This window comes from Algoriphagus litoralis, from assembly GCF_003259255.1.
GTDB lineage: Bacteria > Bacteroidota > Bacteroidia > Cytophagales > Cyclobacteriaceae > Algoriphagus > Algoriphagus litoralis.
On the sequence record NZ_QGOL01000003.1, the window covers coordinates 123,162 to 144,036 of the forward strand.

Below are 20,875 nucleotides of genomic sequence, written 5' to 3' on the forward strand. Positions count from 1 at the left end.
AGCAAATAGCGGTCAGGATGAAGAATAGTTGGTGTCACAATTTTCCCAGATGTACTTCTGGCTTTCATAATTTGGGCAGTTTGATGGAGATCTTCGTGCCTTGAGGCAAGTCTTCTATCAGAATTTGAGGCTGATTTTCGACTCCATTCACCATTTTGAGGCGCTCCTCTGTCAGCGTCATTCCTCTGGATGGACGTTGATTGGTGCCTTTTGCCGCTGCAGAAGCGGCTCTTCCGATTCCGTTATCCTCTACTTCACACAGGATATGATCTATTCTATCCTGGAACCTGATCCAGACCTTCCGTTCGCCGGTTTGCTTTGGCATCAGGCCATGTTTAATCGCATTTTCTACAAAGGGTTGCACGATCAGCATCGGAACTTCCTGATAGCGCAGGTCGGAGTGCTCAGGGAAGTCAATCTGAAAAGAAAAACTATGGTCAAAGCGTAGCGATTCCAGATCGAGGTAGACTCGGAGCAGTTCGATTTCCTTATCCAGTGTCACTTGGACATCGATGGAGTTTTCCAACACTTGCCGGACGAATTTGCTAAACTTGCTCAGATAGGAGAGGGCGGCTTCTTTTTGGCCACTATTGATCAGGTGCTGGATAGAGCTCAGACTGTTGAATATAAAATGCGGGTTAATTTGGGCTCTCAGTGCTCCCAATTTGGTTTTGAAAGCATCCTTTTCAGCATTTTGTTTTTCCTGATTGATGGTTTTGATTTTGTAGGAAAGCCCAAGGGCAAAGATGGTGCTTTCGATCGCCGAACCGGTGATCATGTAGTCCAATCGAAGCAGAAACATCGTCATCAAGGCTCCGGTGGTAAAAATTAAGGTGCCTGCGATGACAAAGTATTTGAGCCTGTTGGGATATCTGAACCAAAGGTAAATGATCCCTACAAAGGCAAATCCCGCCATAAAATAGCGCTGCCCATCCATCAGTTGGGATTGCAACAAGCTGTATGGATTGAAAAAGATAATCGAAGAATTGATCACTATTAAGCCGATCAGGAGCCAGGCAATGGCTCTGACGATCCGGTCAAAGGCTGGTAGAACTCGCTTGAATTCCAGAAAATGCCTGATGAAAAGAAGATAAAAGAGGTTGATCAACAGCTGGGAAACGGTCGTCAGCCAAAAGTAATACCAGGGAAAGTCGTAGCCGAAGTAGTCCGCCAAGCTGGGACTGATCCGTGAATAATAGATCAGTTGGAACAGTAGAAAAGCACCATAATAGATAAACTGGTATTCTTTGACATAGAAGAAAAGAATCAGATTGAAAACCATCAAAACAGCCGCCACACCCAAGAAAAAATAAGCCAAAACTTGGATTTTAAATGACGTAGGACTGATAAAACCCGCAAATAACCGATGGGCCTCCGGAGTGGAAAAAGCAAAAATCTTTTTACTCAAATCGGGTGTGGCCCGGAGATACCTGGATTTCACATAGATTTTGGAACCATCAAAAAGATCATTGACCGCTATCGGGAGGTAATGGATATTCTGGTACTTATTGCGCTTCAAGTCATGATCACCCATGAGGGTCAGGCTGAGTTCTCGGATCTGTCCTGCTGGATTGAGATATAGATGACTGATCTCTACTGCTCCAGGATAGAAATAAATAGAATCTTCCCGGACAAGAAGATCTGCATACGCAGCGAAGTCTATCTCAAACCAATACTCGAATTCATGGTCAGCGATGCCAAGATCCGCTGACTGATCAAAGTGCCCCTGAGCTGCGATCTGTAGGATGGAATCAATTCCAGCAGGATTTTCCAGTCGGAGTATTTTGGGATTTACAGTTAATTGATATTCTGAAGAAAGGTCCTGAGCCCATGTTTTCATCCCGTTCACAAGGCAAAACAAAACTAAAAAACAGGCTTTACTCGACATCAGGCAAGGTTGGGAAAGGTGATTTGGACCACTTTACATTCTTCTTTTTCATCAGGACATGCCTGCATTTTAATAGCGCTCTTTATTTCAAAAGGCCGGATTTCATTGATGAGAGAAATATATTCCTGCCAAGGGGTAATGGATCTGAAGTAGTCGGTCTGCACTCCGGATTCATTTTCCTTAACCTTATTGTTAATCCATACTTTAAGTTCGATTATTTCTTTCTCAAGCCAAAATTCTATTCGAATTCCCAAATCGCCGTTCGAGGAATGGATCTGTTCTTCCAGGAGGTTTTCGATAAGGCTCTGGACGATGATTGCGGGAATTTTCGAGTTAGGGTGAAGCTTGGACCCATGAGAGATGATCTGGAATTTAAGTTTTTCGCCATACCGGAGTTTTTGTAGCTGTAAGTACCACTCTATCATCTGAATCTCCTGTGCTACAGACACGGTCTCTTGACTTAGTTGCATAATAAAATACCGTAGCAACTTACCAAAAATGGATAAGAACCGGAGTGAAGATCTCTTGTCCTCGGTCATAATGAAATGCTGGATTGCATTGAGCGAATTAAAGACAAAATGTGGGCTGAGCTGTGCAGAGATGGCCTCTATCTGGAGTTTGGTCGCTTTTTGTTGGATTTTCCAGCGTTCAAATTGTTCCGATTTGACTTTTTGCTCGGCTCTAATACGTGCGATTTGACCAGCATAGATAGATGCCACAGCGAGCAAAATCCGAAGATGCTGATCCGTAAAAAAGCCCCGGCGGGAGTTTTCGCTGTCTATCACGCCAATGACTTTGCCTTCCAAAAGAATGGGAACTGCGATCTCTGAAAGGCGGAATTGATCATCCTGAATGTAATCCGACTCCAACAGGGTGTCTTCGATGATTAAGGGCAGCCCTGAAGCAGCCACGCGTCCAGTCACACCTTTTCCGAGAGGAATCTTGATGGCATTAAGCAATTGCTCCCCTTCAGGATTTTTGGGTCCCAAAGCTGCTTTCTGTACCAGATACTTTCCTGAATCATCCAAGAGATAGACTACTGCATCTTCGAATCCTAAGATGGAAATGCAGTTTTTGACCATGTCCCAGAGAATATCCTCTTCCGTCTCCATTGAAAACATGGAGGTGGAAAAATGGAAAAGAATCTCTTCGATGTCTTGGGGACGGATGGAATTCACGGATTTCATTGTTTGCCTTGAATAAGGTAAAGCTTGCAGGCAATTTTCTTCGATAAATATCAGCAAGGAATAATCTGCAATCTAGGGTGCAGATGTGGAATAATCCGGCTCAATTGACAGATGGGCTTTCTCAATTGACGGATTTGAAGCTTGGATAAAGGAAATTCGAAATAGGCCTAAAAAATGGGTTTTGAACGTGTTAAGCGCCTTTTTTGGCAAAAATAAAATCCCCCAGTCGATCCGTCAATTCACAGGGCCAATCTATGAATTGAGCAAAAATGAAAAGAGAAGCTGAGGCTAAGTTTGACTCGTCCAAAGGGAAGTCCCCTTTGAAAACGGTAACCAAATCAAACTTAATAACAACATGAAAAAGTACATTTTAGCTTTTGGAATTGGAGCCTTGCTACTTGGCTCAGCTTGCGATCCCATCATTCAGGAGGCGTTAACTCCGGAATCTGCCGAGGCAGAACTTTTGGCAGAAAATGATTCGAATGGAGAGAATTTGAGGAAAAGTAAAGGGAAGGTAGAAACTCAGTGGAAGGTAGAAGAGGCAACCAAAGCACATCGGCTGATGGAAATTACCTACCAGATGCTGCCTTCATACCTTCCTCTGGATAAGGTCAACCGGACCTTTGAGAGCAGTCGTTCAGCGGATCAGTTTGTGGCAGAGATGATCAATGAATCATTGAAAATTTTTGATTCCAATATTGAGCGAAATGGCCGGTTTCTCAGTCCCCTCGCCAGGAGAAATCATCAGGCGATGAGAGGTGATGAACATGAGATTGAATATGACCTTGTGGCTGCGAAATTCCGTGACGATGACGATGCACTGGCTTCAATGGCCGGATATCTAAAAATAGGGGATATCAAGGGCGAATCGACGGATAATAAATCGGCGTATCATTTATTGAAATACATTGGAAAGAATGGACCTGGCAACGCCATGGGAGGATGCCCAGATCGGAATAATCCAGCCTGTGATAGTATTCCTCCGATCCAGGCACCTCAACTCGAAGAAATGGTGGAGTTTTTACCGGTCTTGAAAAGGGCTGAAGGTAAATCAGTTCCTACTGCTGCTGCGCTCAATGACCTGAAGTGGGGTACAGACCTTGATCCAGTTGCCATTGCTTTGATTTTGCCTGCCGTTCAGAAAATTGCTGACAATCCTGCTCCTACTCAATCCAACGGGGATCACAAGGACTGGATAATTATCGAAAGCATGGCCAGGAGATATGGAGTAAATCTTGGTGATTCCAGAGGGACATTCTTAGCCTTTGGAGCGGGCGGGTCAATATTTGGATTGATCAATGAAAAATATGACGCTTCGGGAGATTTGGATTGGGCAGCTATCCAGTTGAACCGACGTAAATTTGAATTTGAAATGTGGCTCTTCTGGAGCAAATGGGCTGCTTCCAAAAGTTCAGGCACAGCACCAGGCAGGTAATCGCTACTTTCTCATCAAGGAAAACCGGATCGACTGACCCGGTTTTTTTTGTGCCAAAATACTTTTAGCAAGATCGGTTAACTGAAGAATACGAGGATAACCACCAGTGACTTGAGCGTCCTGACCGAGGATGATGACTTTGCCTCCGGAAGTCAATTGCACCGTGCCTGGGAAAACCGGATTGGTCGGGAGTTCGGGCAGCGAATTTTCCACTAACTCCAGCAATTGAGTCCCCATCCGGTTGGATTGTTGGGAAATCTTGAAAGCCTGAGACCAAAGTTTTTCTTTGACTTTATCCTCTAGGAGATGAAAATCAGGCCCCGGATATACGTCAATTCGATCAGTTTGAAACCAGTCTGTTGACCATTTTGCCTTTGCATTGAACAGAGGAGTCGCATTGGAATCATTGAAATAGGTCAGCTTGTCTCCTTTGTGCAGAAAACCCGAGGCAGTGAGACCGCTGTAAAAACTTCTGGATCCCATCACCTTAGGAGATTTAAATCCATATCGAATTCCAATATAAATCAGAGCCCCAGTCTGGAAACCGCCTATTTCCAGCTCGTCATTCGATTTGACAGATAGCATTGTGGATTTTTCGATTTCTTGTCCGTTTAGCGAGATCGTCGCTTGCCCACCGGCTAGGGCCAGACAAGTGGGAGAATCAAATCGAATCAAAAATCCGGGCTGTGCGATCTCCAAGACCGCATTGTACACTTCATTTTGGAGAATGTGATTGACCCATGCAAAGGATTTCATATCCATTGGACCTGAGTGGGGTACACCGTATCTGGCTAATCCTATTCTTCCCAAATCCTGAATAGAGGAGCCGGGCCCCGATTTGATCAGGGTTGCTATCGCCATTTCCTTACTCATCGCTTTCGTGGATAGGGAGGCGAAATCAACATTTTTTCCATTTCATCCGAGTCAATCGGCTCAAATTTCAGCCGGTCTCCGGGTGAAGCTATGACAGGAGGGTCGCGTTGAATGTCAAAGAGTTGCACAGGGCTTCTGCCGATGACATGCCATCCCCCGGGGCTTTCCTGAGGGTAAATTCCAGTTTGTTTGCCGCCAATGGCTACTGATCCGGCATCCACTGTTCTGTCGGGAACAGGCTTTCGTGGCGTGTGAAGTATCTCTGGTAGCCCGTTCAAATAGGGAAATCCCGGCAAAAATCCGAAAAAATGAAGGCGATAGGTGACTGAGGCATGTATCGAGATCAGTTCACTGACTCGAATGCGGTGCGCAAGTGCCAAAGCACCCAAATCATATCCATACTCTGGAGCATAGCAGACAGGGATCTCCCAGATTTGGGAGGAAAGCACCTTTGGTTTGATTTTGAAGCTTTGAAACTGCTTTTGAAAGGTGAGTTGGGCCTGCTCTGACTTCCACAGGATGTTCAGGGTGGTAAATCCCTGCCTCGCCTCATAGTAGTGTTCTCTCCATTCTTTTTCCAAAAAGTCAAGCCACCCTAACTGAATGGCCAAAAGAAAGTCATCCGGACTGGTAGCCCAGTTTATTTCTCCCAGGGTTGGGGTGATGGCGATATAATGTGCTTTTAAGTCCAAAACTGATCTAGTATAGCAGGCAAAAATTCCAGAATCCCAGAATTGTCACCATGAAAACAAATCGTATCCGCTTCGACAGGGATCAATTGTCCGTTTATCGTTCTGATCATTTGCTGAGCGAACAGTGGCTCCAGATGTGCAATTACCTCGTTTTTTTGTTGAAAGAGCGAATTTTCTTGAGATCTACTTACCAGTTTGTAATTCTCCAAATAAGCCCTATCCCCAAAAATTTCCAGTTGGATGGGAAGCATTTTTTCTCTTGCGGCTTTTTCCAGTTCGGATCGAGGAGGTACAAAAAGCGGAACGTAAGGGAACTCCGTTTTCAGGAAATCAACCAAAATGGTGGCTAATTCTGCGTCCTCAGCGGCATCGTTGTATAGTGCCCCATGAAATTTGATGTGGTTGATCTCCAGATTTTTTTCCTGAGCTACTTCTTCAAAAAGACGCAACTGTGCTTTGATACTCAGCAATAGATCTGTAGGAGTGAGTTGAAGCGACTTTCGGCCAAAGTTTTCCTGATCAGGGTAGGATGGATGAGCTCCAGCTTTTTTGCCAAATCGCTTGACTAGTGTCAGGGTGTCTTGGATCGTACTTCGATCGCCAAAATGTCCTCCACAAGCCACGCTTGCCACATCGATCAGGGGCATGATCAACTCCTCATTTGGAATACCTTCTCCAAGATCGCAGTTGATGGTATAGGAAGATCGCGGCATGTATCAGTTTTAGTGGGAAAAAGCCAAAAATTTAGGGTCTTGGGAGAATTTCTACCATCACACCCAAGACAGGATCTACCACTACTTTGACCGGGCCTAGTGCTTGGTCGCTTGTCTGAAAAATCACCAGATAGTTTCCATCGACCCAGGCGCTGACTTCTGCATCTTGATATTCTCCGATTACAGTGGCTCTGACGTCTGATGGCAAAGCGTTGTAGGCAATCTCCCGATAAACATCAAGTGGATCTTCATCAGTTTGCTCTACACAGGCAAAGGAAACAGAAAGTAAAAGAAGGACGAGGACTAGGAAATAATTTTTTGACATGATGAATGGAGGTTTATTCAGGAGGACGTGTCATAGGATTCCAATGTTACTGTCCTGATTCAAATCTTGGGTTTTTTGCTGAAAAAACAATCGAATTTAAATCATTTATCGCTTCTGTCAATTGAGAAGCTCGATCCGTCAATTTGCCCGGACAAGTGAATTTTGAGCAGTATAGATTTGATCATACTTAATTTAAAAGCTATGAAAATCAACAGTTTAAAATCGTTTGCTCTGATAATGATGACGATGATGGTCTTTTTTTCAGGATGTGAATTGGCACCGTTTATTCCTAAGCCGGGTGGATTGGATAAGTTTAATCCGAATGAAAAAAAGTTTGACATTGATGAATTTGAAAATAACCTAGTCACCGGATTAGGCAATCAATGGGTGGGTTATTCTTATGTGATCAATCAAAACGGCAATTTGGCTCATTCAGGGGTGTTTGGGAATTGGATTCAAGGACGCCAAAATTCTCCGGCAGATCTCAATTCTCCGGTTTATTTGGCCAGTGTAAACAAAAGTATCGCAACGGTTGCCTTGCTGATCGCCATGCGTGAAAGTGGAAATGGGGTCGTGAATATGCTCAATCAAGCGATAGGGCCTTACCTTCCGGCTGTTTTGGGTGCTAGTCCGCAAGTGAGAAACCTTAGATTCCGAGATTTATTGACTCACAGATCGGGGTTTGCGCAGAATATGGATCCCAGTTTGGGAAATATGAAAGTCCTGGTAAACACCAATGCAGTAGCCAGAAACAGTGCATACAACTATTCCAATGTCAATTTTATTCTTTTGAAATATGCGCTGTTTGGATTGAAAGGTCAGGTGATCAATGGACTGTTGGAACAGGATCAAGAGGATCAGGTCAATAATTATTACCAAGGATACGTGACCTCACGAATCTTCAACAAGATTGGAATTAGCAGTCAAACGGTCCAAAGTCAAGCTGTGCTGTATTACCAGGTTGGGGATGCGTCTTCTACAGCAGGATGGAATATCGGCAATACCAAGGATCGACTGGGCAGTGGGGGATTTTATCTGAGTGCGCTGGATTTGGCAAGATTTCAGGCTTTTTTAAATAATTCACAAACCTTGCTGAATCCAGTGGAGCGAACCTTTATGTACACAAATTTCCTTGGATGGTCTGATGGAAATGATCCTTTGGTCAACCCGCTTATCGGGGATCATGGAACCTACTATGTGAAGCAGGGCAGTTTTCAGAATAATGCAGGTCAGGGTGTAAGGACGCTGATCATTACTTTTCCCAAAAACAAAGTTGAGGTAGTCTTTTTGGCCAATGCGAGAGGAGGAAACCTGGACAATACCAATGGATTAAATTTGGTATTGAGAAATGCCTATGACAATTCGTGGAATTAATCTATGTCTGATTATTAAACATCAAAACCCTGAATTTCAGGGTTTTGATGTTTAAAGATTGTTGTAGTGCTTGATCCAGGTATTCAATTGTTTGAAGTCAAGCTTTCCTTTGGCCAGCTTCAAATGATGGAGGATTGCGAGAGATTTTTTCATCCGGGATTCCGGATTTTTTACTGTGGTGACCAGGTAGATCAAACTCCGCTGTTTGCCCGGTGTCAGAGCTCTGAAAAATTCATTTCCTTCTTCATCCTGATCCAAAAGCACCTGTAACTCTTCTGGGACTTCATGTCCAAATTCGCTATGATCCCGCTCAATTCGAACAGCAAAAGCGTTTGACTCATCCAATTCCAGCTTTTTGCGAAGATCTTGATTGACTAGGATATACCAATATTCTTTGGATTTCATGAGGGCCATGTGATAGGGCCCGGTTCCTTTGATCCAGGTCAATACTCTCCTGTGCTGCTCATCCATCATTTGCTCTGAGATGGGTAAGGGGACAGGAATATGAAAATGCCAATGGTTGAAGTCAAACTTATCCAACTTGCCGTAAAACTCCATTGCGTTATTTTTTGAGGTTTGAACGAATTAAACAGGCTTAAATTTCAACTTTTTTTATTCGATTTTGATATTCAAAAAGGAATTTCAAGTGTTGGAAAAAATACCCATTTTGGGTAGGGGGAGAACATTCGCCAGACTTTGCAAACCGCTTAATTCATTGGAAAAGGCCATTTTTCGATTTCTGAGCTGTATTTTACTTCCTCTGAAATGGGGCATAGGTTTTGAACTTATAATTATCGAAAAGGAATTCTGTTTTGGGGATTTTATTTCAAATTTTCAAAATTAAATAAACCCTAAAAAATAAATTACGTGTTATAAATTAATAGAAGTTGGATTTTAAGAAATTTTATTTCAAAATCTAACCTTTATTTTTAAGAAAAATAATAAAGTAAACCACTAAAAACTACTCCTATGAAAAATTCAAAATTAACAATGACGCTTTGGCTTGGAGGATTGGCTTCTGGGATTTTTGCAGGATATTATCTGTATCAGAATCGAGAAAAACTGGGCCCGCAAAAAGAGAAAATGCTTAAACTACTCAGTGAGTTGCAAAAGACCAGTGAGCAGATTGGTAAAAAGCTGAAAGACGCTGGTATTGAAGGAATCGAAAAAGGCAAAAAAACTATAGCCAATGCTACTTCCGAGCTGAATTAAGCCAAGAAAGTAGTCAAATAGGAAAGCCGCAGTCATAACTGCGGCTTTTTTCGTTTACCGGATTTGAGGATTATTTACTTTATTGAAATCTATATCGCTAAGAACAATCTCAAAGCACTACCTATGACTCTGCAATCTAAACTCCCGCACATCGGAACGACCATTTTCACGGTAATGTCCCGGTTGGCTACAGAAGAAAATGCGATCAACCTTTCCCAAGGATTTCCGGGATTTGGGGCCGATCCTCTTCTTCTGGAAATGGTCGCGAAGTATGTCAGAGATGGAATGAATCAATATGCACCCATGGTAGGAATCCCTGCTTTGCGTGAAGTTTTAGCTGAGAAAACCCGACTTACTCAAGGATATTTCCCCGATCCTGAAACTGAAGTCACAATCGTTTCGGGAGCTACAGAAGCGATATTTTCAGCGGTATCAGCAGTAGTACGGAGTGGTGATGAGGTCATTATTTTGGAGCCGGCTTATGATAGTTATGAACCTGCGGTGACACTCAATGGAGGAATTCCAGTGTATGTAAGGTTGAATTCTACTGACTTTTCTGTGAATTGGGAAAAAGTGAAAGCTTCCGTTTCGCCAAAAACCAGAGCGATTCTGGTCAATACCCCGCATAATCCCAGTGGCTTTGTGTGGGATAAAAGTGATCTGGACACCCTTGCAGATTTGATCAGAGGCAGAGAAATCTACGTGATCAGTGATGAAGTATACGAGCACATCACTTTTGATGGGAAACCTCATTTTTCTTTGGGAGGACATCCTGAGTTGAGGTCAAAAACTTTCGTCTGTGGTTCTTTTGGGAAGACTTTTCACGTCACTGGCTGGAAAATCGGTTATTGCATTGCACCGAGGACTTTGACAGCGGAATTTAGAAAAATCCATCAGTATGTCACTTTCAGCACTGTGACGCCGATTCAGTTTGCACTTGCTGAATATCTTGAAGCACCTGACCGATACCTTTCAATTCCTGGATTTTATCAAAAGAAGCGGGATCTTTTTGCAATGGGTTTGGCAAAAACGGCCTTGAAAATCATTCCGAGCCAGGGGAGTTTTTTCCAAATGGCCTCATACGGACATCTCTCTTCAATGGCGGATCAGAAACTTGCCATCGAGATGACTAAGAAACTTAAGGTAGCCTGCATTCCCATTTCCGTGTTTTATTCGGACAAGCAGGATGACAAGATCATCCGATTCTGCTTTGCCAAGGAAAATGATCAGCTTGAAGAAGCCTTGAGTAGATTGAAAAAATTGGAGGATATCCTGAATTGAAATTGGATGTGCAATAAGACCAACTACTGGATTTAAGATTCAATAGTCATTTTCCCAATACAAAAAAGGCCTTCAAAAATCAATTTGAAGGCCTTTTTTGTTTTTGAAAATCAACTTACTTGATTGTCTTAATCAATCGCTCATTGAGTGCGATGTAATCTGGGTTATTTTCTTTTTGCGCCATTTCTTTGGACTTGGTCGCAGATTGTAATGCTTCTGTTTTCAAGCCCAATGCCAATTCAATTTTTGCTCTCAAGTGAACTGTCCAGTATTTCGGATCACTGTCGGTGGATGCTTTCACCCAGGCATACGCCTGATTCAAGTCTTTGGAGTTAGTGAAATAGTAGCTGGCTGCCTGAAACAACAATGCCGGATCTGTGCTCTGGGTGTCGATGACCAACTTTTTGATCTCAGCCATCACGATTGGATCCACTTCTGTTTGAATTTTGAAATCTACTCGGGTAGTTTCCCACTTCATAGACACCACGGCGCTGTTGTCGGTGAAGTTATTGAAGGCGATCTCAAAGGTCTCGTATTTCTTGCTGGTCTTGGAGGCGGGCACGACGAATCTCACGAGATCATCACTCTGCTGATATCCCATTGCGCCCCAAAGTTCTGTTTTCTTGCTCAGGATGATCGTCCACTCACTTTTACCCGGGATGGAGTAGAGTGCATAAGAGCCTGCCGGTACGGGTTGGCCACCTACTGTCACATCCGTGGAGAAGGTCAAAACAGTTGCATTATTAGCGCCAGTTCGCCATACTTGGCCAAAAGGGACCAGTTCTCCGAAAATTTTTCGCCCTTTGGTACTTGGTCTGCTGTAGTCTACACTTACATCTGTTAATCCGACTTTTTGGATGATTTTGGCACTTGGGCTAGCTTGCGGCATTTGGATTTGCTGCGCAAAGCTCATAAAACTGGCCATTAAAAAGGTCAGAAGGATTAGGGAAAATTTTCTTGTCATTTTCTGAATTGATTATGTTTTGAGGTATAATTTGAGTTGGGATTATTAGGTTCCTTTCGCTTCGCAATTTCATTAATTTATTGAAGATTATTGTGGGGATCGTATTGCAAAAAACAATGCCGTTTAAGGGTAACTGCTACCAATCAGAGTCTTTCGATGCCATGTTGAAAAGTCATGTAATTTATTTCAACTACACCGTGAAGAATTTTAAGCCTTTTCCCATTTATCAAATCGCTGCGCTTTTTTGATTAGCGGACTTTATTCACGTTTTGAACTTGGTATTTTTACTTGAGCAACCCAAATGCACTACTTATGAGTTTAGCTATTATTAGCCCAGGCCGGAATCCTCAGGTCTGGATCGATGCCCTTATTTTTCATCAGCCTGACATTGATATCCAGATCTACCCTGACATCAAGCGGCCCGAGGATGTCGAGATGGCTTTACTTTGGCAGCACCCTCCCGGTTATTTGGATACGTTCCCCAATCTCAAGCTGATCAGTTCTCTAGGTGCAGGTGTGGATCATATTCTAAGTGATCCGGCAGTACCGGCATCGATGCCCATCGTACGGATAGTTGATGAAAAGCTTACTTGGTCTATGACCAATTATGTGGTCATGGGCGTGCTCAACTTTCACCGTCAGATCACCCGCTACCAAGCGGATCAAAAAAGGAAAGTTTGGGACATGTCAAATCCGGAGATTCCTGTCAAAGTAGGGGTAATGGGAGTGGGTGCATTGGGAGGAGACGTTTTGGACAAGTTGAATTACCTTGGATTTCCGGTTTTTGGTTTTGGTTTTACCAAAAAGGATGACTTTCCCTATCCTTATTTCTCAAAAGATCATCTTCAGGATTTTCTCAATGAAATCAATGTTCTGGTATGTTTGCTTCCTTTGACTCCAGAAACAGAAAGTATCCTTGATCTGAAGTTCTTCAAAAAATGCCAGACAGGGACTTATCTTATCAATGTGGCCAGAGGGAAGCATTTGGTGGAGGAGGATTTGATTCCGGCATTGAATCAAGGATTTCTTTCAGGAGCTATGTTGGACGTATACCGCCAAGAGCCTCTTCCAGATACGCATCCGTTTTGGGAAGAAGAGCGGATTCAGATTACGCCTCACATTGCCAGCGTGACCAATCCAAGGGCAGCAAGTCCTCAGATTATTGAGAATTTCAGACGGCTCCGATCAAACCAGCCACTCCTGAATCTCGTAGACCGAAAAAAAGGGTATTAATTTTTGGCTAATGGAAAAGACTTTTAAAATTCTCTGTCCCACTGATTTTTCGGAATGTTCCTTGAATGCGATAGAATATGCGGCTCGCTTGGGCGAGAAGTTTAATGCAACTCTGATTCTTTTTCACGTGCTAAACAAGGAGGATTACCTTAAACTATCCCCGATGGACAGTACAGGCAGGTATCAGCGGGAGTTTGTTCAGGAAAAATTAAAAAACCTGCAGCGTGCGGTGATGGAGGAGAGTCTCCTGAATGGCCTGAAAGGTTGTGAAATAGCAATCCAAGAGGGGAAAATTGTCAGTGGAGCCCTTGAATTTGCAGAGGATATGAAGGTAGACCTGATCGTAGCCGGCACGGAGGGCATGAATGATCTCCGGGCAAATATCATTGGAAGCAGAGCAAGCCGTATGGTAGAGCGATCAGAACGAGACATTATCATTGTGCCCCGCAAGGTCTTTTTCAAGCGGCCCCGCAAGGTTGTTTTTGCTTCGGATTATATGGAAGAAGACAAGCTGGCTATTCAGAAAGTAGTGGAAATGGCGGGATTTTTTGATTCAGAGATCGATCTAGTCCATATTTCATCCAGTCTCAAAGCCATCGACAAGTCACTCCACATGACGATGGTGGAGGAGATCAAGCCATTTGTTCACTACGACAAAATAAACTACGTACTCAAATCCTATCGGGACAACTTAGCCTTGGGACTGGAGAATTATCTACAGATGGCAAAGGGTGATATTTTGGTTACTTTAAGTGAAAAGAAGAGTTTTTTTGATCAGATTTTTTCACAAAACCTTTCAAAAAAAATGTCTTACTTCCTCAATAAGCCGCTTTGGGTGATCAAATCATTTTAAGATTTTTTCCCTGAGAAAAATCCCCTGATAAAATTCAAAAACTCATTTCTGGTTTCCTTATTTCCAAAAACACCTTTGAGTGTTTCAAAAAAATGAGCGGTATCTACCTTTTTGGGGGGATTGGTGGCGCTGAAGTCTGGCATCTCAAATGCCGGTTTCTCAGATTTTTCTTGCCCAATGGGGGGCATAGAATCTGTGGTTTTTGGTTTATACCCAATCAAATCATCTGCTTTTTCGAAGCTTTTCTTGGATCGGGCGATATTTCCCATTTTTTCTTCGACCAAACCTTTATTGTTGTAGGCAATAGCGTCTTCGGGATCCAGTTCGATGGCTCTTTCATAGTCTTCGATTGCGCCTTGAAAATCTCCGAGTCGGTCTTTCAAAAATGCCCGGCTGCTGTAGCGATAGGGGTTTTTTGGGTCAAGATTGGTTGCTCGGTCCAGTTCGCTGAGCGCTTCTTCATTTCTTCCAATCAAATGCAATACGACGCCACGGTCGCTGATGTAATCGGTATTGTAGGGCTCAAGGGATACCAAAAAGTCAAAATCCTCCAAAGCAGCCTCGCCTTTTCCAAGTCTAGTTAGAATTCTTCCACGGTAAAGGTGAAGTTCAGCCTGACCCGTATGAGAAACAATCAACGCATCAAAACAGCTCAATGCCTCTTCAAATTTTCCCGCTTTGTATAGTGCCAATCCTTTTTCGAAACTCATTTTTCTTTTCGTTTATAGAAATACAAAATTAGGCCGGGAATAGTTTTGCAGGCGAATATTTTAAATGGATTTTACGCCAGTTGATTTTCGGCTGTTATCTTTAAAGCCGATAGTTTTTCCAATCTATGCCCCAATCTCCTGACATCGTTCTTAAAGACCTGAAAGCGAAAAAGTTTGCTCCAATTTACTTTTTGGAAGGTGACGAACCCTACTTTATCGACCTGATCACGGACTACATAGAGAAGCACGCCATCGCCGAACATGAAAAAGGATTCAATCAACTGATCATGTACGGGAAAGATTCTCCAGTCAATGTGATTTTGAGCAATGCCCGAAAATTTCCCATGATGGCTGACCGTCAGGTAGTGATTGTCAAAGAAGCCCAGAGTATCCCTGATCTGGGTAAAGAAGATGCGCAAAAGCTCCTGATCAGCTATCTCAGCAATCCGCTTCCGAGTACAATTCTCGTTTTTGCACACAAGCATAAGAAGCTGGATGGTCGGAGTTCGCTCAAAAAAGAACTGGATAAAAAGTCGGTTTTTGTCAATTCAGAAAAAGTAAAAGACTGGAAACTCACCGAATGGGTCGAAGGATATTTCAAAGAATTGGGGCATCAGATCGATATCAAAGCTGCGCAGCTGCTCTCAGATTCGATAGGAAATAATTTGGAAGTGATCGCGAATGAAGTGGGAAAAATGCTGATCAACTTCTCCGAGCCAACCAAGTTTACCACCGAGCATATTTCCAAGTATATCGGGATAAACAAGGAATACAACAACTTTGAACTCAGTAAAGCGATAGGCTTTAGGGACTCAGTGAAGGCCAATCAGATTATTCATTATTTCATCCAAAACCCGAAAGCACATCCTGTAATTCCCATTTTTTCGCTGCTCTATAATTACTTCAGCAAGATTGCCCTTGTCCATAGAGCTGGCACTATTCCTGAAAATCAGCTGGCAGGGCTGATTGGCGTTCATCCTTATGGCGTCAAAGAATATGTGGCTGTTGCCAAAAACTACAAATTGGGCAAGGTAATTGAGGTGTTCGCATACATCAAAGAGGCAGATCTTCGTTTCAAAGGAGTTGACTCCGGAAGCATGGACGAAGGTGAAATCCTCCGCGAACTGGTGTACAAGATTTTACACTGATTACCCAAAACCAAACTAACAAATCGCGTATGAAGTCAATCATTTGCTGAGGAATAGTACCTATTCCACAGGGAAATGATTGAGCTGAAGCTAGCCTGCTTTTTGAGAGTAGGTAAGTAGGAAATTTGATTTTATTGACCCATTTAAAGCCACATCATATCAAGCCGTGATGTGTAGTTCAACGTAATGGTAGTATTCTTTTAAGTGATTATCCGGATCTGCCTCGGCGAACGGCTTAGGTTATCTGACCACAATAAACCAACTAAAAATAGATGAAAAATTACCTGGTGATGCTTGCAGGACTGGTGATAAGTGCGGAGGCTTTTTCTCAATCCACCCTTTATCAGACGGGATCCCAGCAAGCTTTGGATTACAATCTGGAGCTTTTTGACAAGCAGCTTTTTTCAGCCTCGCTATATGACAACAGCCGACTACTCGATCATCCGCTGAATGGTGAGCAAGAAAGATCCGCCGAACTGCATCGGGCGATGGCTGCGCTGGAGATCGAAAGTCCTGATGGTCCCGGTTTGATGAAATCCTACATTTATGAAAATGGAAATCATCCCACGGTAGCAACTGCAGGATCGTACCTGGGAGATCATTTTTTCTACAAAAAGAACTACAAAGAAGCGATAGAAGGGTATTCTCTTGTGAAATCCAACAGTCTGTCCGAAGCCACTCGGGCCGAGGTGTTTTTCAAGCAAGGATATGCGCACTTCCAACTTAAAAATAATGCTGCCGCGGCACCATTTTTTGATCAGGCAAAAGTCCTGAATCAACCGATTAGTGCTGATGCATACTATTACAGTGGGTTTATTGCGATGCAAAATGGGAACAATCCAAAGGCAATTGCAGATTTACAGGCTGCTGGAAAGTCAACTTTCTATGCCACCAAAGTCCCTTATCTACTGACTGCGCTCTATTATCAGGAGGGAAATTACGATCAGGTGATCAGCTATTCCGAGCCGCTTTTGGCTTCTGGACAAAACCTGGATCGAAAAGAAACCATTCATCTCTATCTCGCTGAGGCGTATTATGCCAAAAAGGATTTTGCGAATGCCTCCAAAAATTACGATGCATTTATCAACTCCAAGAAAGGAACGCTATCCAGAGAGGAAGTCTATAAGGCTGGAATTTCGTTTTTTGAAATCGGAAACTACCAGCGGGCTACCGATTACCTGAAAGTATCTGCATCAGCCACAGATGAGATCGGCCAATCCTCCAGTTACTATCTTGGTCATGCCTATCTCAAGTTGGAGAATTATCAGTTTGCGACCACAAGCTTTCAGGCAGCATCCAAATCCAGTTTTAACAAGCAGATTCAAGAGGAATCACTTTTCAATTTTGCGAAGACTAACCTCCAGCGAGGAACCTTTTCTACGGCGATTTCTGCCTTGGATGAATACATCGAGACTTACCCTTCGGGAAAAAACCGTCAGGAAGCTGAAACATTGCTTTCGGAGGCCTTGGTCAATTCCAGCGATTACCTAAGAGCCATAGAGCAGATGGATCGGATCCAAAACAAGTCAGCTAGAATCAGATCTGCTTACCAAAAAGTGGCTTTTTATCAAGCCATGGTGTATTACCGCGATCAAAAATTCAAACAGGCGCTGGCACTCTTGGACAAGTCGCAGACCTTTCCAGAGGATCGGGATCTGCTTTTGGAATCCCATTTTTGGAAAGGTGAAATTCATGCTGCTGATGGAAATCTTCCTCAGGCCATCAGATCCTATGAGGCACTTCGAGCGCTTAAGCCAGCCAGCAACCATCCTTTTTTAATCAAAACCCACTATGGATTGGGTTATGCCTATTTCAATTCCCAGAATTATCCCAAAGCAGAAGAACAATTCCGATCCTATACCGAAAAACTCCGAGGTGCAGAGGAGAAGCAATATTATGATGATGCCTTATTGCGACTGGGAGACTGTTATTATGTGCAGAAGAAGTTTGGAGAGTCTGCGTCGACATTTCAGCGAGCCATTGCTGAATCCAATTCAGGAGTGGATTATGCATACTTCAGACTTGCAGTTGTTCAGAATTTTCAATCACTGAACAATGAAGCTCTGGCAAATCTCGAGCGACTGATCACTGGATTTCCAAGCAGTCTTTATATTGAAGATGCAATGTTTCAGCGGGGACAGATTTATCTGGAGGAAGTGCGGTACAATGAAGCATCCCGAGCCTTCTCAGACTTGATCTCCAGCCGTCCTAATTCGCCATTTATTCCTTTTGCACTGGAAAGCCGTGCAGTGGCCAATTTTTCTACCCAGAATTACGAGCAGACGATTGCGGATTACAAAATGATTTTGGACAATCATCCCAACGCTGAAAATTCCGAAACTGCCCTCAAAGGTCTACAGGAAACCTTGGCGCTACAAGGCAGATCGGCGGAGTTTGGAGACTATCTCGCCAAATACAAAGGGGCAAACCCCGGTTCAGGAAATGTACAGTCTCTCGAGTTTGAAGCGGCGAAGAGCCTGTATTTTGATAAAAACTATGCTCAGGCTGCAAGGGCATTTGATAGCTATCTGAGGAGTTACCCTCAATCTGCTCAGCGAGCGGATGCACTCTATTTCGCAGGTGACGCCTATGTCCAGGCGGGGGATCAGGATAGAGGCTTGAGCTTCCTGAGGCAATTGGAGCGGGAGCCATCTTCGCCTCAGCGTGCCAGAGCCATGCAGAAAATTGGAAGCATTGAATTGGAGCGAGGCAACTATGCTGCGGCGATTCCTTACTTAGAGTCTGCTTCGCAAAATGCTCGCAACAAAGTGGAGGAGGTAGAGGCTGTGCAGGGATTGATGATTGCAAATTTTGAAATCAAAAAGTACCAGCAGGCGATCTCCAACGCAGATAAGTTGATGACCTTGGATGGAATCTACCCTGAGTCCACACCGAAAGCCTTGCTGATCAAAGCAAAATCACAGCGGGAAACGAATCAAAAAGCTCAGGCAGAACTGACTTTACAGCGTTTGGTAAAAGATCACAAAACGATCCAAGGAGCAGAGGGACTGTATTTGCTGGCACTTTCGCATCAGGAAAAAGGTGATTTCAATACTTCCAATGGTGTAATATTTGAGGATTCTGGACCTTTCTCCGGCTATGATTATTGGTATGGTCGAATGTTTCTTTTGCTGGCTGACAATTACCAAAAGACAGGAGAAGATTTTCAGGCAAAAGCTACTTTGGAATCCATCGTCGCCCAATCTACCAATGAGGAAATTAAAGCTGAAGCTGAAGCCAAACTCAAAACGCTGAACTAAACCATGCAAAAACTACCTGTAATTCTACTCTTTGCCGGTGCAGTTTACTTCGGAAATTCAGAAGTAACGGCGCAGACACAACAACGCGGTGAGGTCACCGATCAGGAATTTGTCATCCGAAAGGATCGTGTTTTGACCGTGCCTACGCAGCCGAGATCGTTTGAGCGACTTCCGGTGTTGCCTCAACCCAAAGGAATCGGTGAATTTAATTATGGGGTTACGCCATTCTTTTTGACGATTCCGGCATTGAATCTGCAGCCTACGGCTTTGGACAAAGATTACCGCCAACCCAGAAGGGAGCTGTACAATGGATTCATCAGGGCTGGTTATGGAAATTATGCGTCTCCGTTGTTGGAAGCCCGATACATGTCCACTACAGCAGATCCTTTTAACTATGCACTAAAGTTTAAACACCAAAGTTTTGGAAAAGGACCTGTGCAGATTCTTGGAGAGGAAAGCCCAGAATCCCATACTGCTTTCGGAGCGGATGGAAGTTACTTCACCGAGCTCGTTGAAGTATTTGGGGGATTAAACTGGGCTCAGGATAAATACTCATTCTATGGAGAAGACCCGAATTTCACTATCCCAAATGAAGTGGATTTCATCGGCCCGGTCATTGCAAACAATGTGATGAATACCGTTCAGATCCATGCAGGTATTCGCGATATCGAGAAGACAGGGCCGATTTCGTACGAAGGACAGCTGAGTTTCCGCAACTTCAAGGATAGCTACGCTGTCAAAGAAAATGAGGTGGGTATTCAAGCTGGCGCAAAATTCAGGACAGCCTCCGATTGGTCGGGTAGGGTGGACTTGAATTATTTCCATACCAATCCCAACGATGTCAATTACCAGGAGAAGCGAAATTACTTCTCCATTCGCCCACGCATTTCCTATACTTATGAGGCGTTTCAATTTACTGCTGGTTTGAATTTGGTATCTGAAAATGATTCGATTGCCGATAAATCAAGCGATTTCCGAATTTTCCCGGTGCTCAAAGCAAGCTATCAATTTGCCGATGAGTTTGGTTTCTATGGAGAATTCTCGGGCGATGTGCAGCGAAATACCTATTTCAGTTTTGTTAATGAAAATCCATTTCTTGGTCCAAGCGAGCAGTTACTGAACACCATCAACAATTATAAAATCGAGGGTGGGATAGAAGGCCAGTTTCAGGAAGCTTTTCATTATCGTGCCGGAGTGAATGTCTCCAGATTCAATCAGATGCATTTCTTCGTGAATTCATTGGCAGACTCGGCAAGATTTGAACTTGTGTATGATGAAAAAACAACAGTCTTCAACATCAATGCGGAGTTAGGATTCAAATTTTCAGACACCTATACTCTTGGAAGCAGATTGGATTTGTATCAATATGACTTGAGTACTCAGCTTGAAGCTTGGCACAGACCCATATGGGAGTTAGGGGTAAATAACCAATTCACTCCAGTAGAAAATCTCCTGATTCAAGCTAACCTAAATTTCATGGGAGGGATTAAAGCATATGGAATTTTCGACCCTTTAGAATTACCAACTCGACTTGATGTTCCTCTCAAAACCATTGCGGATCTCCAGCTCAAAGTAGATTTCAAAATCACAGATCGGATCTCAGTTTTTGCCGAAGGCAATAATATCCTGAATGGAAATAACACTCGATGGCTTAATTATCCGGTGCGAGGAATTCAACTTATCGGTGGAGCAAGCTTCAAATTCTGAGATAGTTTGGACTTGGGGTT

General features: G+C 43.4%; 18 protein-coding genes. 9 read left to right on the plus strand and 9 right to left on the minus strand.

The window, feature by feature from the left end; all coding sequences use genetic code 11:
• Window positions 1–64: 64 nt before the first annotated feature.
• Window positions 65–1,888: a sensor histidine kinase gene (locus DK188_RS03845; protein WP_111669484.1), complete on the minus strand. Its 1,824-nt coding sequence runs from the start codon at window positions 1,886–1,888 to the stop codon at window positions 65–67.
• On the minus strand, window positions 1,888–3,075 hold the full coding sequence (locus DK188_RS03850; RefSeq protein WP_111669485.1) for a histidine kinase: 1,188 nt from the start codon (window positions 3,073–3,075) through the stop codon (window positions 1,888–1,890). The genes DK188_RS03845 and DK188_RS03850 overlap by 1 nt, the downstream gene beginning before the upstream one ends.
• 355 nt (window positions 3,076–3,430) lie before the next feature.
• Here DK188_RS03850 and DK188_RS03855 point away from each other — a divergent pair, with 355 nt between their 5' ends.
• On the plus strand, window positions 3,431–4,510 hold the full coding sequence (locus tag DK188_RS03855) for a hypothetical protein (protein WP_111669486.1): 1,080 nt from the start codon (window positions 3,431–3,433) through the stop codon (window positions 4,508–4,510).
• Between the two features lie 3 nt (window positions 4,511–4,513).
• Here the strand turns inward: DK188_RS03855 and DK188_RS03860 are convergent, their stop codons facing one another.
• The 4 genes from DK188_RS03860 to DK188_RS03875 are packed head-to-tail and all read right to left on the minus strand — an operon-like array spanning window position 4,514 to window position 7,113.
• Window positions 4,514–5,383, minus strand: a complete 870-nt coding sequence (locus DK188_RS03860) for a 5-oxoprolinase subunit C family protein (protein WP_111669487.1) — start codon at window positions 5,381–5,383, stop codon at window positions 4,514–4,516.
• Window positions 5,380–6,075: a 5-oxoprolinase subunit PxpB gene (gene pxpB, locus DK188_RS03865; protein ID WP_157963158.1), complete on the minus strand. Its 696-nt coding sequence runs from the start codon at window positions 6,073–6,075 to the stop codon at window positions 5,380–5,382. The genes DK188_RS03860 and pxpB overlap by 4 nt, the downstream gene beginning before the upstream one ends.
• Window positions 6,066–6,788, minus strand: coding sequence for a LamB/YcsF family protein (locus DK188_RS03870; protein ID WP_111669489.1), 723 nt, complete (start codon window positions 6,786–6,788; stop codon window positions 6,066–6,068). Before DK188_RS03870 ends, pxpB begins: the two co-directional genes overlap by 10 nt.
• 31 nt (window positions 6,789–6,819) lie before the next feature.
• Window positions 6,820–7,113, minus strand: coding sequence for a hypothetical protein (locus DK188_RS03875; protein ID WP_111669490.1), 294 nt, complete (start codon window positions 7,111–7,113; stop codon window positions 6,820–6,822).
• Between the two features lie 201 nt (window positions 7,114–7,314).
• Here DK188_RS03875 and DK188_RS03880 point away from each other — a divergent pair, with 201 nt between their 5' ends.
• Window positions 7,315–8,487 carry a serine hydrolase domain-containing protein gene (locus DK188_RS03880; protein WP_111669491.1) on the plus strand — a complete coding sequence of 391 codons (1,173 nt, stop codon included), beginning with the start codon at window positions 7,315–7,317 and terminating at the stop codon, window positions 8,485–8,487.
• 51 nt (window positions 8,488–8,538) lie between these two features.
• Here the strand turns inward: DK188_RS03880 and DK188_RS03885 are convergent, their stop codons facing one another.
• On the minus strand, window positions 8,539–9,045 hold the full coding sequence (locus DK188_RS03885; protein ID WP_111669492.1) for a YdeI/OmpD-associated family protein: 507 nt from the start codon (window positions 9,043–9,045) through the stop codon (window positions 8,539–8,541).
• A 411-nt stretch (window positions 9,046–9,456) separates the two neighbouring features.
• Here DK188_RS03885 and DK188_RS03895 point away from each other — a divergent pair, with 411 nt between their 5' ends.
• Window positions 9,457–9,699 (plus strand): hypothetical protein, encoded by a 243-nt coding sequence (locus DK188_RS03895; RefSeq protein WP_157963159.1) that lies wholly within the window; start codon window positions 9,457–9,459, stop codon window positions 9,697–9,699.
• A gap of 123 nt (window positions 9,700–9,822) precedes the next feature.
• A complete protein-coding gene (locus DK188_RS03900) occupies window positions 9,823–10,980 on the plus strand; it encodes a methionine aminotransferase (protein WP_111669817.1) in 1,158 nt (385 codons plus the stop codon).
• Between the two features lie 115 nt (window positions 10,981–11,095).
• Here the strand turns inward: DK188_RS03900 and DK188_RS03905 are convergent, their stop codons facing one another.
• Window positions 11,096–11,944 (minus strand): DUF2911 domain-containing protein, encoded by an 849-nt coding sequence (locus DK188_RS03905; protein WP_111669495.1) that lies wholly within the window; start codon window positions 11,942–11,944, stop codon window positions 11,096–11,098.
• A 312-nt stretch (window positions 11,945–12,256) separates the two neighbouring features.
• Between DK188_RS03905 and DK188_RS03910 the strand changes: the two genes are divergently transcribed.
• Both DK188_RS03910 and DK188_RS03915 read left to right on the plus strand, forming a co-directional pair.
• Window positions 12,257–13,177: a 2-hydroxyacid dehydrogenase gene (locus DK188_RS03910; protein ID WP_111669496.1), complete on the plus strand. Its 921-nt coding sequence runs from the start codon at window positions 12,257–12,259 to the stop codon at window positions 13,175–13,177.
• A 10-nt stretch (window positions 13,178–13,187) separates the two neighbouring features.
• Window positions 13,188–14,030 (plus strand): universal stress protein, encoded by an 843-nt coding sequence (locus DK188_RS03915; RefSeq protein ID WP_111669497.1) that lies wholly within the window; start codon window positions 13,188–13,190, stop codon window positions 14,028–14,030.
• On the opposite strand, the gene DK188_RS03920 is transcribed toward DK188_RS03915, so the two are convergent.
• Window positions 14,027–14,740 (minus strand): tetratricopeptide repeat protein, encoded by a 714-nt coding sequence (locus tag DK188_RS03920; protein ID WP_111669498.1) that lies wholly within the window; start codon window positions 14,738–14,740, stop codon window positions 14,027–14,029. The two genes, DK188_RS03915 and DK188_RS03920, sit on opposite strands and share 4 nt — an antisense overlap.
• A gap of 125 nt (window positions 14,741–14,865) precedes the next feature.
• On the opposite strand from DK188_RS03920, the gene holA reads away from it, so the two are divergent.
• The 3 genes from holA (at window position 14,866) to DK188_RS03935 (ending at window position 20,855) form a co-directional block, all read left to right on the plus strand.
• On the plus strand, window positions 14,866–15,888 hold the full coding sequence (gene holA, locus DK188_RS03925; protein WP_111669499.1) for a DNA polymerase III subunit delta: 1,023 nt from the start codon (window positions 14,866–14,868) through the stop codon (window positions 15,886–15,888).
• Window positions 15,889–16,160: 272 nt separating this feature from the next.
• Window positions 16,161–19,148, plus strand: a complete 2,988-nt coding sequence (locus DK188_RS03930) for a tetratricopeptide repeat protein (RefSeq protein ID WP_111669500.1) — start codon at window positions 16,161–16,163, stop codon at window positions 19,146–19,148.
• Between the two features lie 3 nt (window positions 19,149–19,151).
• Window positions 19,152–20,855 carry a TonB-dependent receptor gene (locus DK188_RS03935; RefSeq protein WP_111669501.1) on the plus strand — a complete coding sequence of 568 codons (1,704 nt, stop codon included), beginning with the start codon at window positions 19,152–19,154 and terminating at the stop codon, window positions 20,853–20,855.
• Window positions 20,856–20,875 lie beyond the last annotated feature (20 nt).

Excerpts from the sequence above, each read along its gene's own strand:
- DK188_RS03920 (WP_111669498.1), bottom strand. The coding sequence starts at position 14,740 with ATGAGTTTCGAAAAAGGATTGGCACTATACAAAGCGGGAAAATTTGAA.
- holA (WP_111669499.1), top strand. The coding sequence starts at position 14,866 with ATGCCCCAATCTCCTGACATCGTTCTTAAAGACCTGAAAGCGAAAAAG.
- DK188_RS03845 (WP_111669484.1), bottom strand. The coding sequence starts at position 1,888 with ATGTCGAGTAAAGCCTGTTTTTTAGTTTTGTTTTGCCTTGTGAACGGG.
- DK188_RS03850 (WP_111669485.1), bottom strand. The coding sequence starts at position 3,075 with ATGAAATCCGTGAATTCCATCCGTCCCCAAGACATCGAAGAGATTCTT.
- DK188_RS03875 (WP_111669490.1), bottom strand. The coding sequence starts at position 7,113 with ATGTCAAAAAATTATTTCCTAGTCCTCGTCCTTCTTTTACTTTCTGTT.
- DK188_RS03910 (WP_111669496.1), top strand. The coding sequence starts at position 12,257 with ATGAGTTTAGCTATTATTAGCCCAGGCCGGAATCCTCAGGTCTGGATC.
- DK188_RS03870 (WP_111669489.1), bottom strand. The coding sequence starts at position 6,788 with ATGCCGCGATCTTCCTATACCATCAACTGCGATCTTGGAGAAGGTATT.
- DK188_RS03905 (WP_111669495.1), bottom strand. The coding sequence starts at position 11,944 with ATGACAAGAAAATTTTCCCTAATCCTTCTGACCTTTTTAATGGCCAGT.
- DK188_RS03900 (WP_111669817.1), top strand. The coding sequence starts at position 9,823 with ATGACTCTGCAATCTAAACTCCCGCACATCGGAACGACCATTTTCACG.
- DK188_RS03930 (WP_111669500.1), top strand. The coding sequence starts at position 16,161 with ATGAAAAATTACCTGGTGATGCTTGCAGGACTGGTGATAAGTGCGGAG.
- DK188_RS03915 (WP_111669497.1), top strand. The coding sequence starts at position 13,188 with ATGGAAAAGACTTTTAAAATTCTCTGTCCCACTGATTTTTCGGAATGT.
- DK188_RS03935 (WP_111669501.1), top strand. The coding sequence starts at position 19,152 with ATGCAAAAACTACCTGTAATTCTACTCTTTGCCGGTGCAGTTTACTTC.
- DK188_RS03895 (WP_157963159.1), top strand. The coding sequence starts at position 9,457 with ATGAAAAATTCAAAATTAACAATGACGCTTTGGCTTGGAGGATTGGCT.
- DK188_RS03880 (WP_111669491.1), top strand. The coding sequence starts at position 7,315 with ATGAAAATCAACAGTTTAAAATCGTTTGCTCTGATAATGATGACGATG.
- DK188_RS03885 (WP_111669492.1), bottom strand. The coding sequence starts at position 9,045 with ATGGAGTTTTACGGCAAGTTGGATAAGTTTGACTTCAACCATTGGCAT.
- DK188_RS03855 (WP_111669486.1), top strand. The coding sequence starts at position 3,431 with ATGAAAAAGTACATTTTAGCTTTTGGAATTGGAGCCTTGCTACTTGGC.
- DK188_RS03860 (WP_111669487.1), bottom strand. The coding sequence starts at position 5,383 with ATGAGTAAGGAAATGGCGATAGCAACCCTGATCAAATCGGGGCCCGGC.